We start from the raw sequence: 18,186 nt of genomic DNA on the forward strand, positions 1-18,186 counted from the left end.
CTCAGCCCCCGTGCACGGTGAGCCGGCGGACCGCGACGTGCCACAGCCGCCGGGCCAGCCACCACAGCGCCACGACCCACAGCAGCTGCACCGCCACCGCCAGCGCGCCCGGCAGCCCGGGGGAGCGGCCCAGGAACAGCATCGCGGGGGTGTTCGTGACGGCCTGGAACGGCAGCACCTCGGCGACGTGGCGCAGCCACGCCGGGAAGAACGCCAACGGCACCGTGGCCCCGGACAGGATCCCGGAGACCGCCACCCGGGCCAGGCTGATGCCCAGGTAGTTCTGCGTCCAGAAGCAGAGCAGCCCGCACATGTAGACGATGAGGAACTTCAGCGGCACCACGGCGGCGAGGCTCGCCACGAACAGGGCGAGCCGCCCCGGCGGCGGCAGCGGCACCCCGCCGAAGGCCACCAGGACCACGGCGCACACGGTCGCCGCCGCCGCCGTCTCCAGCAGCGCGAAGCCCAGCGCCTCGGCGAAGCGGCCCTTCTGGTAGTCCACCGGCTTGACCAGGTCGACGGCCACCGCGCCGCTGCGGATGCGGGAGGCCATCGCGAAGTCGGTGAACGTCGAGACCAGGCAGTTGGTGAAGAACGACACCAGCAGGTACGCCTTCATCTGCGGCCAGGTGAAGCCGGCCAGCGAGTTGCCGTCGCCCAGCAGCGCCTGCCACAGCGCGAACATGGCCACCAGGTTGAACACCAGCATGGACAGGCTCATGAGGAACGGCACCCGGTAGGCCAGGGCGTTGCGCCAGGCGATCCGCGCCATGGCCCGGTAGGGCCGCATCAGCCGGCACCGGTCAGGGCGGCCGGGGAGTCGCGGTCGTGCAGCCGGCGGATCAGGTCGGCGACCCCCTCGTCGTCGATGCGCAGGTCCCGCACCTCGACCAGCCCCATCACGGCGGCCGCGACCGCGCCCGCCGGGCGCAGCGTCCGGTCGAAGCGGACCACCAGGTCGCGCTCGCCGGCCCCGGCGCTCACCTCGGCGTCGGGCAGGTGCTGTCGGATCAGCTCCAGCGGCGCGGGCGCGGCCAGTTGGAAGCGCACCGTCGAGTGGCCCGCCAGGGTGTCGCGCAGGACGTCGACCGGGCCGTCGTGCCGGATCCGTCCCTCGTCGACGACGACGATGCGCCGGCACACCTCCTCGATGTCACCCACGTCGTGCGTGGTCAACAGGACGGTCGTGCCGTCGGCGACGAGCTGGCGCAGGAAGGCGCGCACCCGGTCCTTGACCGAGACGTCGAGCCCGATGGTCGGCTCGTCGAGGTAGACGATGCGGGGCTCGTGCAGCAGCGCGGCGGCGAGGTCCGCCCGCATCCGCTGCCCGAGGGACAGCTTGCGGGCCAGCACCGGCAGCAGCGGGCCGATCTCCAGCACCTCGCAGAGCCGGTCCATCGACCGGCGGTAGTCGGCCGCCGGGATGCGGTACATGTCGCGCAGCAGCTCGAACGTGTCCTGCACCGGCAGGTCCCACCACAGCTGCGTGCGCTGGCCGAAGACCACCCCCACGTTGCGCGCGTTGGCGACCCGGTCCCGGTGCGGCACGACCCCGGCGACGCGCACCTCGCCGGCGGTGGGCACCAGGATGCCCGTCAACAGCTTCACGGTGGTCGACTTGCCCGCGCCGTTCGGACCGACGTACGCCACGGACTCGCCCTCGTCGACGCGCAGGTCGATGCCGTCGACGGCGCGGTGGACGTCGAAGCGCCGGGTGACCAGGTGCCGGAGCGCGCCGGCCAGGCCCGGCGCCTTGCGCGGGCGGCGGAACTCCTTGACGAGGCCGGAGGCCTCGACCAGTGCGGCCGTGGGGGCCATGGCGCTGTGCTCCGATCTGACGGACGACGAGGGGCGCGGGCGGCCCCGGCGGTCAGTCGCGCCCCCAGGCGTCGCCGGCGGCCAACCCCAGCGCGGCCAGCCGCGCCGGAGCCGCGCCGAGCCGCTCCACCTCGGGGTGCGTCACCCGGGGGAACATCCCGCCGAGGGCGAGCGTGGCCAGGACCCGCTCGCGCAGCACCGGCTCGACCGGCCGACCCCACGAGTCCCACAGCGACCGGAACGGCTCCACCCGCGTGCGGGCCAGGCCCATCAGGCACGCCGTCACCCACAGCGACCACAGCTGGTCGGCCGGCACGCGCGCCGCGAGGTCGGCCAGCCAGGGCTGCGGGTCCGCCACGTCGCGGGCGTACCGCTCGCGCAGCGCCGGCACGTCGACGCCGAACCGGTCGACGGCGGCCTCCAGCGGCACCGGGCTCCAGTTGTTGGTGGGCCGGTCGTTCTCGATGACGACGCGCGGCTCGCCGTGCTTGAAGTAGGGCAGGCAGTCGAAGCCGTCGAGCGTGCGCGCCGGGTCGGGCGACCATCCCGGCGGCGGCTCGCCCACGTAGCAGGACGCCTCGCGGCGGCCCCGGTCGTTGTTGCCGACCACGCTCGGCACGTCGTGGTGCGCCGCCAGGTTCGGCACCGCGAGGTGGACCGGCAGCCCGACCTCCCGCGCGAAGTGGGCCACGGCGACGTCGTCCGCCTCGTCCGGGTCCTGCCCGGCCAGGTAGTCCACGAGCCCCTTGGCCGCCGTGGCCGGCAGGGCCAACGCGATGGTCGGCACGTAGTCGCAGACGGCGCGGACCCAGCGCGCGCCCAGCAGGGCGGCCATCCGGACGGCGGCGCCGTTGCGCGACCCCCAGTCGCTGTGCAGGGCGACCGCGCCGTCCGGCCGGGCCTGCACGGCCCGGAAGGCGTGCTCCAGGAAACCGGGGAACACCACCGCGTCGTCCTGCAACACCAGGTGGTGGGTGCAGCCGGGCCCGACGGCGGCCCACGCCGCGCTGGCGGTGCGCAGCGTCCGCGGCGGGCCGTCGGGCTCGGGGTCGAGGACGATCTCGACCGGGTAGGGAGCCAGCCGCCGCGCGAGGTCCTCCGCGAGGTGTCGCCGGGACGGGTGCGTCATGACGGCTACGGACACGCCACCATGAGACAACTCCTTCTCCTTCCGGCCGGCGGTGTCACGATCGGGTATCGGCGTGGATCGCGGTCAACGTACCAGCGTTGCCGATCGGGGGCGACCCCTGACACCGTTTCCCCCGTGCGTGTCGGCGGTCCCATTGCTTTGTCGTCGGTCAATGCGAGGCGAGGTCAGGCGATGCAGGCGCGGGCGGCTGCACGTCGAGCGACAGCGCCACCCCGAAATGGTCGGAGGGATACTGGCCGCTGTCGTCGCAGGCGGTGCCCAGCAGGGCCGGGCGGCTCGCGCGGACCAGGTCGGCGGCGCGCACCAGGACGTGGTCGAGCCGCCAGGTCGGCGCCGGCGTCGGCATGGTCAGCGCGGCCGGGGAGCCGCCGGCGGCAGCCCACGCGTCGACCAGCGCGCCCCGGTCGCGCAACCGGCCCAGCAGGGTGCCGTCCGCCGGGCAGTTCAGGTCGCCGCAGACCAGCAGCGGGCGCTCCGGCGGGGCCGCCCCGGCCGCCGCCTCCAGGCCCCGCAGGCACGCCTCCTTCACCTCGTCGGGCCCGACCGGCAGGTGCGCCACCCACACCGTGACGGCGGACGTCGACACCTCCAGCACGCCCGGGTGGCCGCCGAAGCCGCCGAAGCCGCCGAAGCCGGGCACGGGGAAGACCCGCCACGAGTCGATCGGCGCGCGGCTCAGCACCGCCAGGCCGGGCACCGGACCGGGACCGGAGTGCGCGACCTCCCACCGCCCGGGCAGCCCGTCGGCCAGCTCCCGCGCCCGCCCGGCCCCCGACCCGGCCGGCGCGGGCACCTCCTGGAGGGCGACCAGGTCGGCGTCGGCGTCGGCCAGCGCGCGGGTCAACAGCGCGGCCCGGCGCCGCCACACCCGGCGCTCGTCGGCCTCGGCGAGGGCCGGGCTGTCCGCCCGGGCCCCGCGCAGGACTGCCCGGTCGTGCCAGTACCGGTGGGGGGTCCCGGTGCCCCAGATGTTGTACGTGACGACGCGCAGCGGCATCCCGACCCCGACCTCCCCGTGCGACGGCCCGTCGGCTCCGGGTCCGCGACGCCTCGCACCGTAGCAGCGCGCGCCCGGCGCGGGGCGCGCGCCGGACGCCCGCCGGCCACCGGGACAGGGGGCCCGCAAAAAGAAATAGGGGCACCGGTACGGACGATGTACGGGTAACGCGCAACGACAGCCCTGGCATTGAACGGTTACGATTGCTCGCCCTCTCGAACTAAGGAGCTGTCTTGGGTCTCGATCGGCGAAGTTTCCTCGCGCAAACAGGAATCATGGGCGCAGGTGTCGCGCTCTCGGGCACAATTGACGCGCTCTTCACGGCGGCCCCCGCCGTCGCGGGCCACGGCGGCGGATACGGCCCACTCGTGGCGGACCCGGCCGGGCTGTTGGACCTGCCCCGCGGATTCCGTTACCGGGTCCTTTCCCGGGAGCGCGGCACCGCGCCGGCCGGCGTGGCGCCCAGCAGCTTCGACGGGATGGCCGCGTTCTCGGGCCCGGGCCGGGACGTCCGGCTCGTCCGCAACCACGAGAACCGGGTGGGCGCCGCCGCGCCGGTGGTCGCGCCCGCCGAGCTGACCTACGACCCCGTCGCCGTGGGCGGCACCACGACGCTGGTCGTCGGGCCGCGCGGGGTGGCCGAGCGGATCAGCCTGGGCGGCACCTCGACCAACTGCGCGGGCGGGGTGACCCCCTGGGGGACGTGGCTGACCTGCGAGGAGACGGAGATCCGGCGGGGCGAGGGCGGCCACGAGAAGGACCACGGCTTCATCTTCGAGGTCGACCCGTGGCGCACCGACCGCAACGTGGACCCGACGCCGCTCACCGCCATGGGCCGCTTTGCGCACGAGGCCATCTGCGTCGACCCCCGCACCGGCGTGGTGTACGAGACCGAGGACGCCTACGGCGAGAAGTTCGGCTGCTTCTACCGGTTCCTGCCCCGCCGGCCGCTCGGCGGCCACGGCAGCCTGCGGGCCGGCGGGCGGCTCCAGGTGATGCGGGTGCCCGGCGTGGCCGACCTGTCCACCGTTCAGGAGCCCGGGGCCGTCTTCGGCGGCGTCGAGTGGCTCGACGTGCCGGACCCCCTCGCCACGAGCGCGCCCGTGCGGCTGCAGGACTACGGCCCCGGCGGCGTGACGCACGCCCAGAAGCTGGAGGGCGCGTGGTGGGGCACCGACGGCGCGGCCTACTTCGTCTCCTCCTTCGCGGTGCGCGAGCACGGCTCCCAGGCCGACCACCAGGGCCAGGTGTGGCGGTACGTCCCCGCCACCAACACGCTGACGCTGGTCGTCGTGTTCCGCGGCACCGACCCGGGGGCGGAGCTGTACAAGACGCCCGACAACATCTGCATGACCCCGGCCGGCGGCCTGATGCTCTGCCAGGACGGCGACGGCGACAGCTACCTGATGGGCACCACCGTCGACGGCGAGCCGTACCTGTTCGCCCGCAACCGGCAGAACCTCGGCAGCGAGTCCGCGCCGTCGTACGGCGAGTTCGCCGGGGCCTGCTTCGCCGACGACCGGCGGACCATGTACGTCAACTGCTACGCCCCCGGCACGACGTTCGAGATCACCGGCCCCTTCCGCAGGTAGCGGGCCGGACGACGCGCCGCGCGGCGGCCCGGTGTTCCCGCCGGGCCGCCGCGGCGCGTGATTCCCGCCACAGGGTGGCGTCGCCGCGGGCGGCTCCGCCGCCGCCCCGCGCGACCGCGAGCGCGCGCCGCGACCCCGCCGGGCGAACATGAGCACCCCTACTCATCCGCTCGCCGGGAGCGTTGGGCAAGCTCAACGCATGATCGACCCCACACCACCACTGAGCCCGGCCCGGGGGCGGGTGGGCATCACCGCCGTCGGGGCCAGCCTCCCCGGGCAGGCCGTCCCCACCGCCGAGGTGCAGCGGCGGCTCGCCGAGGCCAGCGGGCTGACCCTGCCGGACGGCCTGCTCGCACGGATGACCGGCATCTCCTCCCGCCGGCTGGCCGCCGACGGCGAGTACGCCTCCACCCTCGCCGTGCGCGCCGCCCGGCAGGCGCTCGCCGCCGGCGGCCGGGAACCCGAAGAGGTGGATCTGCTGCTGTTCGCCTCCGCCACCCGGGACGTCGCCGAACCCGCCACGGCCCACATCGTGCAGGCCGAACTCGGCAGCCACGCCCACGCCCTCGACGTCACCAACGCCTGCAACAGCTTCCTCAACGGCATCGACCTGGCCCGCTCGGCGATCCTCGCCGGCCGGGCCCGCCGCGCGCTGGTCGTGACGGGGGAGACCCCCACCCGGGCCATGCGCTGGCAGGTCACCGACCTCGACCAGGCCCGGGGCGCGTTCGCCGGCTACACCTTCGGCGACGCGGGGGCCGCCGTCCTGGTCGAGCCGGTCGCGCGCGGCGGGATCGTCGACGTCGACACCGAGACGTGGTCGGAGCACTGGACGGTCGGCGGCATCCCCGGCGGCGGCTCCCGCCACCCCCGCGGCGACGAACACACCTACTTCACCGGCGACGGGCGCGCCCTGCGCGACGTGTTCGAGAAGATCGGCGCGGACATCCTGCACCGGGTCCGGGGCCGCACGGGCCTCGACTGGGCCGACTACGCCCGGGTCCTGGTCCATCAGGTCACCCTGCCCTACCTCGACCGGTTCGTCGAGGTCACCGGCGTACCCCGGGACAAGCTGGAGATCACCGTCGGCGAGCTGGGCAACCTCGCCAGCGCCACCCTCGGCGTGCAGCTCGCCCGCGTCGACGCCACGCTGCGCCCCGGCGACCGGGTGCTCTTCGTCGGCCTCGGCGGCGGCGTCAGCCTGATGACGATGGTCTGGGAGAAGTCGTGACCGCCCTGTGGGTGGTGGTGCCCGCGTACAACGAGGTGGCCCGCATCGGTGGCACCCTCGCCGCCCTCGCCGCGCAGACCGACCGGGACTTCACCCTGCTCGTGGTCGACAACGGCTCCACCGACGGCACCCGGGACGAGGTGCGCCGCTTCGCCGTGCGCGCGCCGGTGCCGACCCGGCTGCTGCGGGAGGATCAGCGGGGCGTCGGCGCGGCCGTCGACACCGGCTTCCGGCACGCCATCGCGCAGGGCGCCACCCTGCTGGCCCGCACCGACGCCGACTGCCTGCCCCACCCCGGCTGGGTGGCCGCCGCCCGCCGCGCCCTCACCGGCGGGGCGGCCATGGCGTGCGGCCGGATCGAGGCCCGCCGCGACGAGCACGGCCCGCTGGGCCGGGCCGGGTTCCGCTGCCTGGTCGCCGTCGCCAGCACCTTCGGCCGGCTGCGCCCCGCCCACCGGGGCCCCGGCTACCGGGCCCCGTACCGGATGCACGCGGGCAACAACATGGCGATCACCGCCGAGGCGTACCTCGCCGCCGGGGGCATGCCCCGCCGCCCGTCCCCGACCGACCGGGAGTTCCTCAACCGGGTACGCCGGCACACCGACGCCATCGTCCACGAGCGCACCATGGTGGTGGAGAACTCCACCCGGCGGCTGCGGGCGTACGGGCTGCGCCGCACCGCCGCCTGGTACCTGGACCGGGGCAGCGGCCGGCTCTCCCCGGACCCGCGCTGACCGCACCCCCGCCCGGAAACGAGTCCCACGATGCTCAACGAACTGGCCGCCGTGCTGCGCCGCCACCCCGACCGGCCCGCCGTGCTCGCCGCCGGCCCCACCGGCCGCACCCGCACCCGGGCCACCCGGGGCGAGCTGGCCGACCTCGCCGACGGGTACGCCGCCGCCCTGCACCACCACGGCCTCGCCGCCGGGGACACCCTCGGGGTGGCGGTGCGCCCCGGCCCCCTGGCCCTGTCGGTGCTGCTCGCCGCGCACCGGCTCGGGCTGCGGGTGGCGGTGCTCGACCCCAGCGCCGGCCCGGACGTGCTGACCGCGCGCCTGGCCCTGGCCCGCCCGGCCCTGGTCGTCGCCGACGCGGCGGCGCAGGCCGTCGCGGGGTGGGCGCGCCCGCTGGCCGACCGGGCCCGGCTGGCCCTGCCCCGGCTGGCCGAGCTGGGGCCGGTGCGTACCGTCGGCCGCCGGCTGCCCGGCTGCGCCCCGGCGCTGCGCCCCCGCTCCGGCCCGGCCCCCGACCGGGGCGGACCCGACGACGACGCGGTGATCATCTTCACCTCGGGCACGACCAGCCGCCCCCGGGCGGTCGTGCACCGCCGCGCCGGCCTGGACGCCGGAATGCGCGCCGTCGCCGACCTGGTCCGGCCGCGCGCGGGTGCGCCGGTGCTCGGCGGCACGTTCTTCGTCCTCGTCCCGGCCCTGGCCAGTGGCGCGCCGGTGGCCCTGCCGGCGCGCTCGCCCCGGGTCCTGGCCCGGCAGGTGGCCCGGCTGCGCCCGCAGGCCAGCTACCTCACCCCGCCGCAGCTGCGCGCCCTGCTGGCGCAGCGGCCCCGGCTGTCCGGCCGGTTCTACAGCGGCTCCGCGCCGGTCAGCGCCACCCTGCTCGACCGGGCCCGGCGGGCCGGCGCCGAGCAGGCATGGGGGGTGTACGCCCTCACCGAGCTCTTCCCGGCCGCCGCCGTCGAGGCGACCGAGAAGGCCGCCTTCACCGGCGACGGCGACCTCGTCGGCGCGCCGCTGCCCGGGGTGGACGCCCGGGTCGGGCCCGACGGGCGGCTGCTGCTCACCGGGCCGGGGCAGGCGCACCGCTATCTCGGCGAGGAGCCGCACGAGCTGGTCGACACCGGCGACGTCGCCCGGCTCGACGGCGACCGCATCGTCCTCGCCGGCCGCAGCAAGGACATGATCCTGCGCGGCGCGGAGAACATCTACCCCGGCCTGTACGAGCCGGCCCTGCACGTGCCCGGGGTCAACCTGGCGGTCCTGGTCGGCGTGCCCGCGGGCGACGGCGACGAACGGCTCGTGGCCGTCGTCGAACCCGAGCCCGGCACCGACCCCGGCCGGCTGCGCGGGGCCCTCGACCCGGTCCTGGCGCGGATGGGCGCCGCCCGCCCCGACGCGCTGCTCATCGCACCGGTGCCGACGAGCGGACGGTCCCGCAAGCCCGACCGGGCCGCCACGGCAGCCCTGGCCGCCGCCGCGACGGGCCGGCCCGTCCCGAGCCCCCGGCGGGGCGGCCGTGGCTGAACGCCCCGCCGCCGCGGCCCCTGTCGACGCGGCCCCCGCCGGGGCCGGCCGGTCCGGCCGGGGCCGCCGCCGCGACCGCCGCGTCTACCTGCGGCGCTACCCGCTGCTGTTCACGCTGCTCGTCGCCACCCGGCACCGGCCGGCGCTGCGGCTGGGCCGCACCGTGCTCGTGCACGACCCGCAGGCGTACCTCGACGCGCTGACCCGGCTGCCCCTGGACCGGGCCGCCGCCGGCACCGTCGGCGGGACCGCCCACCGGCTCGGCGCCGACGGGCTCCTGTTCGACCAGGAGGGCCCCGAGCACCGCCGGCTGCGCCGCGCCCTGCACGACGGGCTGGGGCCCGCCGGGGTGGCCAAGCTGCGCCCGGTCTGGACGGCGGTGCTGCGGCGGCGACTCGCCCCGCTCGCCGCCGGGGAACCGGTGGACCTGGTGCCGGTCGCCGCCGAACTGGCCGGCGTCACCGCGGCGGCGCTGCTGGGCGTCGACGCCGACCCCACCGCCCTGGCCGCCGCCGCCCGCCGCGCCGCCGCCACGGCCGCCGCCGCGCAGCTACCGGGCCCGCACCCGCCCGGCCGGGCCCGCGCCGCCCGCCGCGCCGTGGCCGACCTGACCGACCTGCTCGGCGTGCCGCCGGAGACCGCCGGCCTGGCCGGCATGCTCGCCGTCGCCGCCGTCAACACCACCGTCTCCGGCCTGCCCCGGGCGGTCGCCTGGTGCGCCGACGACCGGCTGTGGGACGCCGCCGCCGACCCGGCCCGCCGGGACACCCTGGTCGACGAGCTGCTGCGGGTCACCGCGCCGAGCCCGCTGCTGCCCAGGGCCGCCGCAGCGGCGGGCACCGCAGCCGGCTGCCCCGTCCGGGCCGGGGACCGGCTGCTGCTGGTCGCCCGGCACGCCGCCGGGGCGCACCGCGCCGGACCCGACCCGGCCGCCCCGGCCCCGCCCCGGATCGCGCGGCTCGTCTTCGGCGCCGGCCCGCACTCCTGCCCGGGGGCCCGGCTGGCCCGCGCGCAGCTCGCCGACACCCTCGCCGCGCTCGCCCCGCACCGGCCGGTCGTGGCGCGGGCCCGCGCCGACGGCCGCGCCGCGCTGCCCGGCTGGGCGCGCCTGGTGATCAGGGCCGGCACGTGAGTTCGGCGGGTACCCAGGGCCCGCGGGCGGACCTCCACGGTGCCGAGGTGGCGGTGACCGGGGCGAGCGGCTTCTGCGGCGCCGCCGTGGCCCGGGCCGCGCTGGCGGCCGGCGCCCGGGTGCGCTGCCTCGGCCGCCGCCCCGGCCCCGTCGGAAGGCACGTCCCGTGGGACGCCGCGCGCACCGCCCCCGACCTCGCCGGCGCCGACGTCGTCGTCCACCTCGCCGCGGCGGTCGGTGACCCGCCGCCCGGCCGGGCCGCCGAACGCGCCTACCGGGCCGTCAACGTCGACGGGGCGGCCCGGGTGCTCGACGCCGCCGCAGGTCGCCCACTGGTCTGGGTGAGCAGCGCCAGCGTCTACCGGCCGCAGGGCGCGGCCCTGGTCACCGAGGACCACCCGACCGACGGGCAGCTCTCCGCGTACGGGCGCACCAAGGCCGCCGGCGAGCGCCTCGCCCTCGCCGCCGGTGCCGTCGTGCTGCGCCCCCGGGCGGTCTACGGCCCCGACGACCCGCACCTGCTGCCCCGGCTGCTGCAGGCCCGCCGGGGCGGATGGCTGCCGGTGCCCGGCCCCGACGTGCGGCTCAGCCTCACCGCCGTGGAGAACCTGGCCGACGCCTGCCTGGCCGCCCCCGCCTGGCCGGCCGGGGCCTACAACATCGCCGACGCCCGGCCGTACTCGCGCGACGCCGTGCTGCGCGCGGTCCTCGCCGCGGCCGGCGATGCGGCGCGGCTGGCGCACGTGCCGGCCGGTCTCGCCCGCGCCGCCGCGTCGGCGTCGACCGCCTGGTCGGGGCTCACCCGCCGCCCGCCGCTGCTGACCCGGTACGCCGTCGACCAGCTCGCCCGCGACATGGTGCTCGACCTCGGCCGGGCCATCGCCCAGGGCTACCGGCCGCGCCGCGACCTCGCCGACTACCTGGCCGCGCCGGACGGACCAGGGCGCGCGGCGCGCGGGACGCGCGGCGGCCACGACCGTGGGTAGACTCCGCGTCGCGGCCGGATGACCATGCGTCGGGGCCCCTCGTGCGAGGGCGTCCCCGTGCGATCCGTGCCTGGGGAGAGGGATGGGGTGCCCGCCAGGTGATGACTCTTGCGGCGGTCGCGGCCGACGCCTCCTGCACCGCCCTGCTGGTGCTCGCCCCCGACGGTCGCTGCCTCTGGTCCAACGTGGCCGCCGGCCGGCTCGGGGTCCGGCCGGACGAGCTGCCGCTGGCGCGGGTGGAGCCGGGCGGCCCGGCCGTCGAGGTCCCCTGGCCGGCCGCCGAGCACGCCACCCGGTGGTTGCAGGTGTGCTGCCACGGCGTCGACTCCGACGGGCAAACCCTGCGCGTGTACGAGGTACGCGACGTCAGCGCCGAGCGCCGCGAACGCGAGCGGGGCCGCAACCACCGGTGGCGACTGGCCCGCATCGAGCAGCTGGCCAAGGTCGGCACCTGGGAGTGGACCGTGGCGACCGGCGAGGTCGTCTGGTCCGACGTGCTGTTGCAGATGTTCGGCCTGCCGCCGGGCACCACCCTGGACTACCCGTCCTACCGCGAGCTGGTGCACCCCGACGACATCGGCCTCATCGAGCGGACCCTGGAGACGGCGCTGGCCAACGCGGCGCCCTTCTCCTACACCCACCGCATGTACCTTCCCGACCGCGCGACGGTCCGCGTCTTCGAGTGCTACGGCGAGGTCTTCACCGACGACTCCGGCGCTCCGGAGCGCGTCCTGGGCACCGCCCACGACATCACGGCCATGCGGCGGGCCCAGGACGAGCTGACCCGGCTGGCCGAGCGCGACCCCCTGACCGACCTGCCGAACCGCCGCACCCTGCTCGCGCGCCTCGACGACCTGCTCGCCTCCGGCGGCGGGCGCTCGGGCGCCCTGCTGCTGATCGACATCGACAACTTCAAGGACATCAACGACGTGCACGGGCACGCCGTGGGCGACGACGTGCTGCGCGTGCTGGCCCGCCTGTTCGTCCGGCACCTGCCGGCGGGCACCGTCCTGGGCCGCCTCGGCGGCGACGAGTTCGCGGTCGTGCTGCCCGAGGCCACTGCCGGCGGGGCCCTCGCCGTCGCCGAGGGCCTGTGCAACGCCGCGGTGCGCAGCCCCGTGCCGCTGGTCGACGCCGGCCTGCGGGTCACCCTGAGCATCGGGGCCGCGTCGCTGACCCCCGGCGACACCCGCGACGTGGCGCTCGCCCACGCCGACCTCGCGCTCTACGAGGCGAAGAACGCCGGGCGCAACCGGGCCCGGCTCTACCTGCCCGAGCAGTACCGACACGCCGTGCAGCGGGTCAACGTGGTCGCCCGGGTCCGCAGCGCCCTCGACGAGCGCCGGATGCGCCTCGACGCCCAGCCCATCATCGACCTGCTGACCGGCGAGGTGGTCAGCCACGAGCTGCTGATCCGGCTGCGCGACGGCCGGGAGCCGGAGCTGGCGCCGGCCGACTTCCTGCCCACCGTGGAGCGCGACGACCTCATCGGGGAGCTGGACCGGTGGGTGGTGGCCACCGCCACGGCGGCGCTGGCCGACCCGGCGGCCGCGGCGGCCGGGACCCGCTTCGACGTGAACATCTCCGCCCGGTCGCTGGAGTCGCCCGGCTTCGGCGACTGGGTGGTGGGGCGGCTGCGCGCGGCCGGCGTCGAGGCCCGCCGGCTGGGCCTGGAGGTCACCGAGACGGCGGCGATCACCAACGTCGCCGCCGTGCGCAACCTCGCCGGCACGCTGCGCGACGCCGGCTGCCGGCTGAGCCTGGACGACTTCGGGGCCGGCTTCGGCTCGTTCGCCTACCTCAAGCACCTGCCGTTCAGCACTGTCAAGATCGCCGGGGACTTCGTCCGGCAGGCCGACCGGGGCGGCGCCGACCCGGTGCTCATCGACGCGGTCGTGCGCGCCGCGCACGGGCTGGGCATGCGCACCGTCGCCGAGTCGGTCGACCGCGACGCGCTGGTGCCCGCCCTGCGCCGGCTGGGCGTCGACGCCGGCCAGGGCTTCCACCTGGGCCGTCCCATCCCGCTGGACGTCCTGCTCAACCGGGTGCCCGACGACGGTCCCGTCGCCCTGGACGCTCCGCTCCGCCGCCCCGACCACTGACCGCCGCCCCGGCCCGCCCCGACCCGCCGCCCCCACCGGAGACCCAGGTGAACGCATCCCCCGCACCGGCGCTGCCCGGCGGCGTCACGCTCGCCACCCCCGACCCCGACGCCGCCCGCGCCTTCTACGCCGACCTGCTCGGCTGGACGTACGCCGCGCCGGCCGGCCCGCACCCCGCACGGGCCGGGGCGACCGCCGCGTACGCCGGGGGGACACCCGCCGCCGAGCTGGAGCAGGCTGCCGCCCCGGGCCGCTGGTGGACGGTCCTCGCCGCCGGCGACGTCGAGGCCGTCCGGGCCGCCGCCGGCCGGGCCGGGGCGCGCCTCGACGGCGACGACGTGCACGACCCGCTCGGCGGGTCCTTCCGGCTGCGCGCCGGCACCGACCTCGTCGCCCCCGGCCCCGGCCGCCCGAGCTGGTACGAGTACATGACGACCGCCCCCGCCGACGCCGACCGGTTCCACGCCGACGCCCTGGGGCTGCGGGCGAGCACGCCGCCGGGCGCCCCCGACGACTCGTACGCCCTGCTGCTGGCCGCCGGGCGGCCCGTGGCGGGCCGGCTGGCGCTGCCCCCGCCGCTGGCGGGCCTGCTGCCGACCGGCTGGATGGTCTACTTCGCCGTCGCCGACCCCGACGACGTGGCCGGGCGGGCGCAGGGGCTGGGCGGGCGGCTGCTGGTGCCGCCCCGGGACGTCGCGACCGGTCGGGTCGCCGCGCTCGCCGACCCGGCGGGCGCGGTGTTCACCGTCATCCGCCCGGCCCCCGCCCCGGCGTAGCCCCGGCCCCCGCCCTGCATAGTCCCGGCCCCGCCCCGGGCGCAGCCGCGGCGCGCCGTGCCCGCCGCCGCCCCGCAGCCCGGCCGACGTCTCAACGGCGGTCGACCGCCGCGAGGATCGCCTGCGCCAGCTCCGCCGGCTTCGTGAACTGCGGCCAGTGGCCGGTGGGCAGGTCGACGTACTCGACGTCGCGCACGGCGGCCAGCTCGGCCACGTACGGGTGCCCCTGGTCGATCCACTCCCGCAGCTGGGCGGCCGGGTATTCGCAGGCGATGATCGTTGCGGGCACGTCGTAGCGGCGCGCGTCGGTGAGCACCTGCGGGTCGCGGGCGACCGCCGCGGGCTGGGGCACCGCCCTGGCCCGGAACGCCGCCCGCAGCTCGTCGTCGAGGTCGCGCAGGTCCTCCTCGCCGAACGCGGACCAGTCGGGCAGCGGGATCACGCCGTCGACCACCGGTAACTGGTCGTTGATGGGGTGACCGTCGCCGAGCGGCCCGGCGTCCACGTATACGACCCGGGCGACCCGGTCGGGCCGCGCGTCGGCGGCGGCGTGCGCGATCGCCCCGCCGCCGGAGTGCCCGACGAGCACGACCGGCCCGTCGGCGTGGTCGACGGCGGCCACCACCGCGGCGACGTGGTCGCGCAACCGGATGCCGGCGCGGTCGGCGTCGGCCGGGTCGAGGCCGGGCAGGGTGAGCGCCCGCACGCGGTGGCCCGCCCGTTCGAGGGCCGGCGCGACCCCGCGCCACGACGAGCCGTCGAGCCAGAAGCCCGGGATCAGGATGAGGTCCATGCCCGGCACGCTAGCCGCCACCCCCGACAGTCGGGCCGCCGCGCGGCGCGTAAGCCGCAGGTGGCCGGCGCCGGGCGTACGCTGGCGTCCGTGGATCACGAAGACCGCATCGCCCTGTTCCTCGACTACGAGAACCTCGCGCTGGGGGCGCGCGAGCACCTCGGCGGCATGGTCTTCGACCTGCGTCCCCTCGCCGACGCCCTCGCCGAGCGGGGGCGGGTGGTGGTGCGCCGGGCCTACGCCGACTGGTCCTACTTCGACGAGGACCGGCGGATGCTCACCCGCTCCCACGTCGAGCTGATCGAGATGCCCCAGCGCATGGGCGCCTCGCGCAAGAACGCCGCCGACATCAAGATGGCCGTCGACGCCGTGGAGCTGGCCTTCGAGCGCGCGTACGTCTCGACGTTCGTGATCTGCACCGGCGACAGCGACTTCACGCCGCTGGTGCACAAGCTGCGGGAGCTCAACAAGCGGGTCATCGGCGTGGGCGTGGAGAAGTCCACCTCGGCGCTGCTGCCGCCGGCGTGCGACGAGTTCCTCTATTACGACCGCCTCGAGGGCGTCGACGTCCCGCCGGCGCGGGCGCGGCGCGGCCGGCCCGCCCGGCTGCCCAGCCCGGAGCCCGAGCAGGCCGGGCAGGTCGAGCAGGCGGAGCCGGTGGAGGCGGCGGAGCCCGAGGCGCAGCCGGTGGGCGCGGAGCCGGCCCGCGACGTCGACACGCTCAGCGTGCTGGTGGCCCAGACCGTGGCCGGCCTGCAGGGCAGCTCCAGCGGGGAGGTCACCGCCTCGACGCTCAAGCGCACCCTGTTGCGCAAGGACCCGACGTTCAGCGAGTCCGACTACGGCTTCCGCACCTTCGGCGAACTGCTGCGGCACCTCGCCGGCCGGACGGTGATCGAGCTGGCCGAGGGGCCGGCGAAGGGCGACCCCGAGGTGTCCCTGCCCGAGCACGGCGACCGGGAGGTGGCCTTCGGGCTGCTCCGGTCCGTCGTCGCCGACCTGGCTCGCGGCGAGGGCGACGTCGCCCTGTCGGGGCTGAAGAACCAGCTGCGCCGGGCGCGCCCGGACTTCAGCGAGAAGAAGCTCGGCTACCGCAGCTTCCTCCAGTTCTGCAAGGCCGCCGCGACCAGCGGGATCGTCGACCTGCGGTGGAGCGCCGACGCCGACGACTACCTGCTGACCGTGCCGGCGGCCTCCTGACCGCGCTTTCGCAGCGGCCACCACAACGGACGGTCCGGGCCGGACCGTCCGTTGTGGCACCCGGCTACCGTGGGCAGTGGCGTCGCCACCCACTCGTGGGGCGGTGCCGGTGGCGGCTCCCTCGATCGCTAGGGTTGGGACGTGTCTCTATGGATGGCCGCGATGTGGGGAATGGTCGGCAGCGCCGTCGCGGAGGCACTGAATCTCTCCGCCATGATGCGCCCGACCAGCGAGTCCGGGGGCCGGTGGCAGTGGCCGTGGCGGGACCGGCGGGACCGGCCGATCGTCGTCTTCGCCGTCCTGCTGCGGGCGGCGGCGGGCACCGGCCTGGCCGCCGCGGCGGGCGCGGGTGGCCTGGCCGACACGGCGTTCGCCAGCTTCACCTTCGGGGTGGCCGCGCCGCTGGTGATCGCCAAGATGTTCGACCAGGTCCGGGTGGAACCGCCGGCCGAACCGCCCGCCGACACACCGGACGGTGACCACGATGACGGCGCGTGACAGCCGGTGGCAGCGGTGGGTCGCCGCGCTGGCCGCCCGCCCGGCGACAACCACGACCGCCGCGCCCGTTCCCGGGCGCACCAGGTTGGCCGCCGCGCTGGCCGCGCGGCCGGTCGCCGGCCCGCGCCGCCCGCCGCCGTCCGCGTTCGGGGACGCGCCCGCCGAGGGCGGCAAGCTGACCGAGCGGGTGAAGGGGATCCTGGCCGCCGTCCTGGGCGTGACCGCCGACCAGCTGCGGGTCGACGCCGACGGCGACGTGGGCATCCGCGCCGGCTCCGCCATGATCTTCGTACGCGTCCAGGACGACCCGCCCCTGGTGGACGTCTTCTCGCCGCTGCTCACCGGCGTCGAGCCGACCGAGACGCTCTACCAGCGCCTCTCCGACCTGACCAACGGGCTGGTCGTCGGCCGGGTCTACTGCACCGGCGGCACGGTCTGGGCCTCCATTCCCGTCTTCGGGCAGGACTTCGTCCCCACCCACCTGCTGCTGGCCGTACGCGGAATGATCGCCCTGGCCGACGACCTCGACGACCGGCTGCGCCTGGAGTTCGGCGGCAGCCGGTTCTTCGGGTCGGAGGCGACCGGGCTGACGCCGGTGCCCGACCCGACCGGCTACCTGCGCGACCTCGCCGACTCGGGGGCCTCTGGGGCGCGGGGGGCGGGCAGCGTCCTGGTCGACCTGCTGGCCGACCGGGGGCACACCGACGAGCTGCGGCTGCGCGCCGACCACGGCGACGGGCACGCCGCCGCCCGGTTGGCGGCGCTGCTGGCCGAGCGGGGCCAGGCGGAGGAGGCCGAACGCTACTGGCGCGTGGCCGCCGACCTCGGCGATCCCGGGGCGCACGACGAGTTGGCGGCCCTGCTGGCCGCGGGTGGCCGCCCGGACGAGGCGATCGACCTGCTGCGCCGCTCCGTCGAGCAGGGCAACCGGCGGTCCCTGCCGCTGCTGATCACGCTGCTGACCGAGCGCGGGCAGCTCGACGAGGGCATCGACCTGCTGCGCCGCTGGGCGGCCCGGGTCGACCCGCCGGGGCGCGGGGCCTAGCTGGCCGCTGCGCGCTCGACGATCGTGGCGGCGCGCCCGACGATACCGCCGGCGCGCTTGCCCATGCCGGCGGCGTGCCCGACGGCCCCGGCGGCGCACACGACGATCGGGGGCCGGCGAACGCCGACCCCCGATCCTCTTCGCGGCGCGACGTCAGTCGCGCTGCACGACCATGCCCGCGCCCACCGTGCGGTTGGTGGCCTCGTCGATGATCACGAAGCCTCCCGTCGTGCGGTTGCGGTGGTAGTCGTCGACGAGCAGCGGAACGGTGGTGCGGATGCGGATCCGGCCGATCTCGTTGAGTTTGAGTTCGGTGGCGGTTTCGTCGCGGTGCAGGGAGTTGATGTCGAGGCGGTAGTGCAGGCCCCGCACGATGGCCCGCGCGGAGCGGGTGGTGTGTTTGATGGCGTAGCGGCCGCCGACGGTCAGGGGGCGGGTCTCGTCCATCCAGCAGACCATCGCCTCGATGTCCTGCGCGACTGTGGGGGCGTTGTGGGGGCGGCAGATCATGTCTCCGCGGGAGATGTCGATCTCGTCTTCGAGGCGGACGGTGACCGACATCGGGGGGAACGCCTCCTCGACCGGCCCGTCGGCGGTCTCCACCGCCG

General features: G+C 76.8%; 15 protein-coding genes and 2 pseudogenes. 11 read left to right on the top strand and 6 right to left on the bottom strand.

Annotated elements, in window-relative coordinates; all coding sequences use genetic code 11:
- Position 1: 1 nt before the first annotated feature.
- The 4 genes from LPA42_RS11100 to LPA42_RS11115 all read right to left on the bottom strand — a co-directional run bounded on the left by LPA42_RS11100 (position 2) and on the right by LPA42_RS11115 (position 3,965).
- The gene (locus tag LPA42_RS11100; protein ID WP_077937611.1) at positions 2-790 is read right to left on the bottom strand and encodes an ABC-2 family transporter protein; all 789 of its coding nucleotides are present in this window, start codon (positions 788-790) and stop codon (positions 2-4) included.
- On the bottom strand, positions 790-1,818 hold the full coding sequence (locus LPA42_RS11105; RefSeq protein WP_077937612.1) for an ATP-binding cassette domain-containing protein: 1,029 nt from the start codon (positions 1,816-1,818) through the stop codon (positions 790-792). The genes LPA42_RS11100 and LPA42_RS11105 overlap by 1 nt, the downstream gene beginning before the upstream one ends.
- Before the next feature lie 52 nt (positions 1,819-1,870).
- Complete coding sequence (locus LPA42_RS11110) at positions 1,871-2,962, bottom strand: hypothetical protein (RefSeq protein WP_144082634.1); 1,092 nt, start codon at positions 2,960-2,962, stop codon at positions 1,871-1,873.
- A 154-nt stretch (positions 2,963-3,116) separates the two neighbouring features.
- Complete coding sequence (locus LPA42_RS11115) at positions 3,117-3,965, bottom strand: endonuclease/exonuclease/phosphatase family protein (RefSeq protein WP_077937614.1); 849 nt, start codon at positions 3,963-3,965, stop codon at positions 3,117-3,119.
- 275 nt (positions 3,966-4,240) lie between these two features.
- Between LPA42_RS11115 and LPA42_RS11120 the strand changes: the two genes are divergently transcribed.
- The 8 genes from LPA42_RS11120 (at position 4,241) to LPA42_RS11155 (ending at position 14,042) form a co-directional block, all read left to right on the top strand.
- Positions 4,241-5,557, top strand: a complete 1,317-nt coding sequence (locus LPA42_RS11120; protein ID WP_228986527.1) for an alkaline phosphatase PhoX — start codon at positions 4,241-4,243, stop codon at positions 5,555-5,557.
- A gap of 199 nt (positions 5,558-5,756) precedes the next feature.
- Complete coding sequence (locus LPA42_RS11125) at positions 5,757-6,788, top strand: 3-oxoacyl-ACP synthase III family protein (RefSeq protein ID WP_077937616.1); 1,032 nt, start codon at positions 5,757-5,759, stop codon at positions 6,786-6,788.
- Positions 6,785-7,522 carry a glycosyltransferase family A protein gene (locus tag LPA42_RS11130; RefSeq protein WP_198956554.1) on the top strand — a complete coding sequence of 246 codons (738 nt, stop codon included), beginning with the start codon at positions 6,785-6,787 and terminating at the stop codon, positions 7,520-7,522. Before LPA42_RS11125 ends, LPA42_RS11130 begins: the two co-directional genes overlap by 4 nt.
- A 30-nt stretch (positions 7,523-7,552) precedes the next feature.
- Positions 7,553-9,046, top strand: a complete 1,494-nt coding sequence (locus LPA42_RS11135; RefSeq protein WP_077937617.1) for a class I adenylate-forming enzyme family protein — start codon at positions 7,553-7,555, stop codon at positions 9,044-9,046.
- A complete protein-coding gene (locus LPA42_RS11140; RefSeq protein ID WP_228986528.1) occupies positions 9,039-10,178 on the top strand; it encodes a cytochrome P450 in 1,140 nt (379 codons plus the stop codon). The genes LPA42_RS11135 and LPA42_RS11140 overlap by 8 nt, the downstream gene beginning before the upstream one ends.
- 47 nt (positions 10,179-10,225) lie before the next feature.
- The gene (locus LPA42_RS11145; protein ID WP_077937624.1) at positions 10,226-11,164 is read left to right on the top strand and encodes an NAD(P)-dependent oxidoreductase; all 939 of its coding nucleotides are present in this window, start codon (positions 10,226-10,228) and stop codon (positions 11,162-11,164) included.
- A 101-nt stretch (positions 11,165-11,265) separates the two neighbouring features.
- Entirely contained in the window at positions 11,266-13,266 is a 2,001-nt protein-coding gene (locus LPA42_RS11150; protein WP_228986533.1) for a bifunctional diguanylate cyclase/phosphodiesterase, read from the top strand.
- Positions 13,267-13,313: 47 nt separating this feature from the next.
- Positions 13,314-14,042 (top strand): VOC family protein, encoded by a 729-nt coding sequence (locus LPA42_RS11155; protein WP_228986529.1) that lies wholly within the window; start codon positions 13,314-13,316, stop codon positions 14,040-14,042.
- Positions 14,043-14,133: 91 nt separating this feature from the next.
- On the opposite strand, the gene LPA42_RS11160 is transcribed toward LPA42_RS11155, so the two are convergent.
- Positions 14,134-14,835: an alpha/beta fold hydrolase gene (locus tag LPA42_RS11160; protein ID WP_077937627.1), complete on the bottom strand. Its 702-nt coding sequence runs from the start codon at positions 14,833-14,835 to the stop codon at positions 14,134-14,136.
- A gap of 90 nt (positions 14,836-14,925) precedes the next feature.
- Between LPA42_RS11160 and LPA42_RS11165 the strand changes: the two genes are divergently transcribed.
- The 3 genes and pseudogenes from LPA42_RS11165 to LPA42_RS11175 all read left to right on the top strand — a co-directional run.
- Entirely contained in the window at positions 14,926-16,035 is a 1,110-nt protein-coding gene (locus LPA42_RS11165) for a PIN domain-containing protein (protein ID WP_077937629.1), read from the top strand.
- A 141-nt stretch (positions 16,036-16,176) separates the two neighbouring features.
- Complete coding sequence (locus LPA42_RS11170) at positions 16,177-16,533, top strand: hypothetical protein (RefSeq protein WP_141722256.1); 357 nt, start codon at positions 16,177-16,179, stop codon at positions 16,531-16,533.
- Positions 16,534-16,708: 175 nt separating this feature from the next.
- Positions 16,709-17,104 (top strand): annotated as a pseudogene (locus tag LPA42_RS11175) (hypothetical protein); the annotation flags it as partial.
- A 627-nt stretch (positions 17,105-17,731) separates the two neighbouring features.
- On the opposite strand, the pseudogene LPA42_RS11180 reads toward LPA42_RS11175, so the two are convergent.
- Positions 17,732-18,186 (bottom strand): annotated as a pseudogene (locus LPA42_RS11180) (sulfate adenylyltransferase); the annotation flags it as partial.

It is taken from the genome of Micromonospora sp. DH13, from assembly GCF_020873825.1.
Lineage (GTDB): Bacteria > Actinomycetota > Actinomycetes > Mycobacteriales > Micromonosporaceae > Micromonospora > Micromonospora haikouensis.

Coding starts and splice junctions, on each gene's coding strand:
- LPA42_RS11100 (WP_077937611.1), bottom strand. CDS start 790: ATGCGGCCCTACCGGGCCATGGCGCGGATCGCCTGGCGCAACGCCCTG.
- LPA42_RS11105 (WP_077937612.1), bottom strand. CDS start 1,818: ATGGCCCCCACGGCCGCACTGGTCGAGGCCTCCGGCCTCGTCAAGGAG.
- LPA42_RS11115 (WP_077937614.1), bottom strand. CDS start 3,965: ATGCCGCTGCGCGTCGTCACGTACAACATCTGGGGCACCGGGACCCCC.
- LPA42_RS11120 (WP_228986527.1), top strand. CDS start 4,241: ATGGGCGCAGGTGTCGCGCTCTCGGGCACAATTGACGCGCTCTTCACG.
- LPA42_RS11125 (WP_077937616.1), top strand. CDS start 5,757: ATGATCGACCCCACACCACCACTGAGCCCGGCCCGGGGGCGGGTGGGC.
- LPA42_RS11135 (WP_077937617.1), top strand. CDS start 7,553: ATGCTCAACGAACTGGCCGCCGTGCTGCGCCGCCACCCCGACCGGCCC.
- LPA42_RS11150 (WP_228986533.1), top strand. CDS start 11,266: ATGACTCTTGCGGCGGTCGCGGCCGACGCCTCCTGCACCGCCCTGCTG.
- LPA42_RS11160 (WP_077937627.1), bottom strand. CDS start 14,835: ATGGACCTCATCCTGATCCCGGGCTTCTGGCTCGACGGCTCGTCGTGG.